The organism is Microcystis sp. M20BS1 (genome assembly GCF_020245305.1).
Lineage (GTDB): Bacteria > Cyanobacteriota > Cyanobacteriia > Cyanobacteriales > Microcystaceae > Microcystis > Microcystis ichthyoblabe_A.
In genome coordinates this window covers 1-3,984 of sequence record NZ_JADBUZ010000131.1, presented here as the reverse complement: position 1 = coordinate 3,984, position 3,984 = coordinate 1, and the positions used below count along the sequence as shown (strand labels likewise).

Annotated in this window: 3 protein-coding genes; 1 reads left to right on the top strand and 2 read right to left on the bottom strand. The window is 40.7% G+C overall.

Features of this window, described 5'->3' with window-relative positions; genetic code table 11:
* Positions 1-140 precede the first annotated feature (140 nt).
* Together IM507_RS13670 and IM507_RS13665 are read right to left on the bottom strand one after the other, a co-directional pair.
* A complete protein-coding gene (locus IM507_RS13670; protein WP_042790856.1) occupies positions 141-1,145 on the bottom strand; it encodes a glycoside hydrolase family 10-like protein in 1,005 nt (334 codons plus the stop codon).
* 196 nt (positions 1,146-1,341) lie between these two features.
* Entirely contained in the window at positions 1,342-1,776 is a 435-nt protein-coding gene (locus IM507_RS13665) for a peroxiredoxin (protein WP_002736091.1), read from the bottom strand.
* 197 nt (positions 1,777-1,973) lie between these two features.
* Between IM507_RS13665 and IM507_RS13660 the strand changes: the two genes are divergently transcribed.
* Positions 1,974-3,770 (top strand): N-acetylmuramoyl-L-alanine amidase, encoded by a 1,797-nt coding sequence (locus tag IM507_RS13660; RefSeq protein WP_287637205.1) that lies wholly within the window; start codon positions 1,974-1,976, stop codon positions 3,768-3,770.
* The last annotated feature ends 214 nt before the right edge of the window (positions 3,771-3,984 follow it).

Sequence of the window (3,984 nt, the reverse complement as noted above, 5' to 3'; positions counted from 1 at the left end):
TAAAAGTTTATGCTGCTATTTTTTTTTCGGAAAAATAGGTTGTAATGGGAGACTCTTTGTTTTCCTAGACAAAAATAATTACTTTTTCAAAAAAACACTTTTCTATTTTTTTGTTGGGTATTTTATTCTCTGGAAGTCCCTTAAAACCGAGGAATATGATTAAAAAGATGACGCATGACCACAAACTCCCAACAAAATAACGAATAGCCATAACCCTGCTGCTCCACCGTCCTCACCTGAGCTTGTAAACCCTTTAAGGAAAAATCAGGATTCCAACCCGCATATAAACCCACCCCCACCGGCACATACCGGGAAGCTGTCGCCAGTCCCGATCCCGAAAGACTTGCCGCCACCTGATTGGGAGTTTTCCGATAGATCTGTAAGACCACCTCATCCACAATCCCTTGACGCACCCAAGCCAACCAATTTTGATTATATTTATTCACCGCAAAAGAGTGAGGATTAGGCGAAAGACTCACCACCAACTTGGGATTAATCGCCTTGACATGATCGTGCAACTTGCGGGTTAAATTCGTTAAAGCCTGACTTTTATTACCAAAAACACGCGGAACCGCCCAATGATCATCTAACTGAATCCCCGCCAAATCTTTTTCTTTTAAAATATCTTCCATATTCCCCAAAAGATAGGCTTGTACCTGCGGATTCGCCGGATCTAACCAGACATTGGTTTCCACCACCGTCTTCCCTGCGGGCGTTTTTAATAGCCAATCCGGATGCTTTTTGGCAATGGGATCCTTAGGGGATAACATCAAACCATACTCAAACCAAGCATAGGGCTTCAAACCCTGCCGTAAAGACTCCTTAACCGCTGCCCTCCAGGGATTGCTCAACGGCGGCACAAACAACCAATTCGTCGGACGTTGGGAAGTCGGATAAAGCGTTCCCCTAAACCCATAAACACTAAAATACACCCGGTCATAACCCGATCGCGAAAGATGATTTAACACCTCATCTAAGGACGTAGTGTGATGTAACAATATCGTGCCAATATTGGTTAACCAAACCCCCTTCATCTGCTCATTTTCCACTGCCTTTCGGGGAGCCGCTCGGTGAGTAACCAACAACAAAAAAGCCACTCCAGCAACAATCCCAAACCTCTTTAGGTACTTGCTAAACTTAACCATGATTGCCGATTAATCCCACCAAGATATTTGATAATAGTATTATTTTAGTCCGATTTTTGATATTCAGTTCATCATCAGCAGGCCCTATTTAGTCATACTCAATCCGGTTATTAAAAACTGATTATCAGTGAACTAAAAAATAGATATCGGGTGTATTAGGCTCCCCTAACACACCCAGAAAAGATTTTAGGAAAAATTAACCGACGACGCAGAGAATATCCGATGCGTGACTAGCGGTATTCACTTTGTCATCCATATAGCTAATTTTGCCTTCCGCATCGATGATATAGGTGACGCGCTTAGAATAGCCACCACCATCGACATCATAAGCTTTGGTGATAGCACCATCGGTATCTACGAGCAATTGGAAGGGTAAACTGTATTTTTCTTTAAATTGTGCATGGGAACCCTGGTCATCCCTGCTCACCCCGAAGACTACTATTTCCTTGTCTTGGTATTGTTCGTAGTTATCCCGGAAGCTTTGCGCTTGCTTGGTGCAGCCGGGGGTATCATCTTTGGGATAGAAGTATAAAACTACGACTTTACCTTGAAAATCCGACAGGGAAACGGTTTTTCCAGTATCGTCGGTGGTGGTAAAGTTCGGTGCGATTGTTCCAACGGTTAAAGCCATAACTCCGATTCCTTTACAAAAGTTAATCTATATTGATCATAAGGGATGAGGGTCAAAAACAGGGAGAGGGGAGAAGAAGTCAGAGCATTTGTACTAAATTTTCCCGATCAGTTTAAATGCAGTGCAACTGAGAAGACGAACAACAAACCTCCAGAATTTGTCCTAGGATAATATTTGTCAGCTAAGAGGGGGATAATATGGGGCCATTCTGGTTAAGGGTGAGAACTTTTGGGCAAAATATCTTAATCGGTTTAGTTTTAGTGCTATTAATCGGTTTTTATGACAGCATCAGCGCTAAATCTACCTCATTAATGATTGTTTATCCTCCCGATAATCATCAAACCACGGCCTCGAAAATCTTTTTTATTGGTTCTGCTCCTCCATCAGGTCAAGTTTTGCTCAATAATCAACCGATTCAACGCAGTGCTAAAGGATATTTTGCCCCTAGTTTTCCCCTAGAAGTTGGTGAAAATAATTTCACTATTCGCTATCAAAACCAAACTATTAATCGTCAAATAATTCGTCTAGATACTCAAGCAATTATTCCCCACGAATTAGCTTTTGCTGATAACTCTCTCAGTCCTTCTGTCCATAAGACGAGGTTAGTGGGGGAATGGATTTGTTTTAGTGCGATTGCCACTCCCCAAGCTCAGGTTTCTGTGCAGTTAGGAGATAAAATTCTGCCTCTTTTACCCCAAACTCAAACCACAAAACTGCCTAGTAATGCCGCAGTTTTAACTAATCTTAATCAAGCGAATTCCGAGGATAAAACTGGTTACTATCGAGGTTGTCAGCAGTTTAAGCAAGAGGCTAACTTAGGAAAACCTATTTTTACAGCACAATTAAATAATCGCTCGATTAGCCAACAAGGTCAAGGAGAAATTAACATTATTAGCGATCAAAATTTACCAGTGATTGAAATTATAGCAGACCAAGGAGTAGCTCGCACGGGGCCGGGTAGTAATTATTCCCGTTTAACTCCTTTACCCCAAGGCACGAAAGCGAGAGTCACCGGGAAAGAAGGGGATTGGTTACGGTTAGATTATGGTGGTTGGATTTTAGAGCGAGAAACCCGTTTAATAGTTAATGAAGTCCTAGATAATGCTAATATTCGTGGTCTCTCTTCTCGCAGTATCAATCAAGCAACAGAAATTATTTTTCCCCTCTCCCATCCCGTACCCATCGCCGTGGCACAAGAAGATGATAAATTTATTTTGACTCTCTATAATACCATTGCCCAAACCGATACAATTTTTCTGGTGGATAATCCTTTAGTTAGACGTTTAGATTGGCGACAAATTAACCCGACCACGATAGAATACACTTTTAATCTTAATCAAAAACAACAGTGGGGTTATAGTCTTCGTTATCAGGGGACAAATTTAATCTTAACCCTGCGTCATCCCCCGGAAAAAAGTGATAATTTACAGGGCAAAGTTATTTTATTAGATCCCGGACACGGAGGTAAAGAAACTGGTGCTGTCGGTCCAACGGGTTACACGGAAAAAGAGATTAATTTAGTTATGTCTAAATTAATTAAACGGGAGTTAGAAAAATTGGGGGCAACAGTTTATTTAACCAGAGAAACTGACATAGACTTATCTTTACCGGCACGAGTAGAAATGATTAATAATCTACAACCAACCCTAGCACTATCGGTTCACTATAATGCTTTACCCGATGATGGAGATGCCTTAAATACTCAAGGAATTGGCATATTTTGGTATCATCCCCAGGCAGCGGATTTATCAGTTTTTCTCCACGATTATTTAACCAAAAATCTTAACCGTCCTTCCTATGGAGTATTTTGGAATAATTTAGCTTTAACTCGTCCCTATAGTAGTCCTTCATTGTTATTAGAGTTAGGATTTATGAGTAATCCTCAAGAATTTGAATGGATTACCGATACTCAGGCACAAAAACAATTAGCGCAAGTTTTAGCCGCCGGAATTAGCCAATGGTTTCAACAATCTGGGGTAATTGCTTCTAGTTAAAATTTAATGGCAATCGGAGGGAGATAAGCTTAAGTAGCTGGTTATAATTAAATTAAAAATGGATTTTAGGTTCGATCCCCCCTGCCCCCCTTGATAAGCTATCCATTAGTCAGATCTTTCTTAACAAAAAGAGAAGAAACTTAAAAAAAGGGGAAACGATTGATAGGTATAGTTTTGAAAGAAGGAATTAAGGTGGAGGTAAGCAAAAAAATGG

Excerpts from the sequence above, each read along its gene's own strand:
- IM507_RS13670 (WP_042790856.1), bottom strand. The coding sequence starts at position 1,145 with ATGGTTAAGTTTAGCAAGTACCTAAAGAGGTTTGGGATTGTTGCTGGA.
- IM507_RS13665 (WP_002736091.1), bottom strand. The coding sequence starts at position 1,776 with ATGGCTTTAACCGTTGGAACAATCGCACCGAACTTTACCACCACCGAC.
- IM507_RS13660 (WP_287637205.1), top strand. The coding sequence starts at position 1,974 with ATGGGGCCATTCTGGTTAAGGGTGAGAACTTTTGGGCAAAATATCTTA.